Source organism: Mesorhizobium sp. M7A.F.Ca.US.005.03.2.1 (genome assembly GCF_003997795.1).
Lineage (GTDB): Bacteria > Pseudomonadota > Alphaproteobacteria > Rhizobiales > Rhizobiaceae > Mesorhizobium > Mesorhizobium ciceri.
The window spans coordinates 1-1024 of sequence record NZ_RZRP01001345.1 but is presented as its reverse complement, the minus strand read 5'-3'; the positions used below and the strand labels follow the sequence as shown (position 1 = coordinate 1024).

1 protein-coding gene and 1 pseudogene are annotated in these 1024 nt (G+C 61.4%); one reads left to right on the top strand and one right to left on the bottom strand.

The features are described 5' to 3' along the window. Positions 1–116, bottom strand: a pseudogene (locus EN991_RS41455) (IclR family transcriptional regulator); the annotation flags it as partial. Between the two features lie 121 nt (positions 117–237). Between EN991_RS41455 and EN991_RS37630 the strand changes: the two are divergent. Continuing rightward, positions 238–1024 (top strand): CoA transferase subunit A (locus EN991_RS37630; protein WP_164769727.1); only part of this gene is annotated, 787 nt, incomplete at its 3' end.

Here is a 1024-nt window from a genome sequence, read left to right as displayed (position 1 = left end):
CCCTCGGGCATGACGCTGACCGAAATGGCCGAGGGATGCCGAGCCAGGATCTCCATGACGGCAAGGCCGCGCTCGAGCGAGCCGACATGATCACGGGAAGCGGCTTCTTCGTCCATCTCAACTCCGCGGGAACGGCATCGACGCCAGGATTGACTCCTCGCCCTCCCCCAGCGTAGAAAGTATCGCATATAAAACATATGTTCGCAATACGAACTTTTTGAACCCGGAGCCGATGCGATGGTCAAGTTCCTGCCGCTCAAACAGGCTGTTGCGGAGAATTTGAACGATGATGACACGGTCGCCTTCGAGGGTTTCACCCATCTGATCCCGACGGCGGCGGCGCATGAGGCGATCCGTCAGGGTTTTCGCGACCTGACCCTGGTCCGCATGACGCCGGACCTGATCTACGACCAGATGATCGGTATGGGCATGGCGAAGAAAATCGTCTTCTCCTATGTCGGCAATCCCGGCGTCGGCCTGCTGCGGCGCGCCCGCGACGCCATCGAGAACGGTTTCCCCAGATCGATCGAGATCGAGGAGCACAGCCATGCCGGCATGGCCAATGCCTATGAGGCGGGCGCGGCCGGTCTGCCCTGCGCGGTGTTTCGCGGCTATCGCGGTGCTGGCCTCGCGGCGGTCAATCCGAACATCAAGTCTGTCACCTGTCCGTTCACCGGCGAGGTGCTGGCGGCTGTTCCTTCGATCAGGCCTGACGTCACCTTCATCCATGCGCAGAAGGCCGACAGACAAGGCAATGTGCTGGTCGAAGGCATCATCGGCATCCAGAAGGAAGCGGTGCTGGCGGCCAAGCGAGCGGTGGTGACGGTGGAGGAAGTGGTCGACAATTTCGACGATCTGCACCCCAATCTGACCGTGCTGCCGCGCTGGACGATCGCGGCGATATCCGTCGTGCCAGGCGGCTCGCACCCGTCCTACGCACATGGCTATTATGCGCGTGACAATGCCGCCTATCTCGAATGGGACGAGATCGCCGCCGACCGTGACAAATTCCAGGCGTGGATGC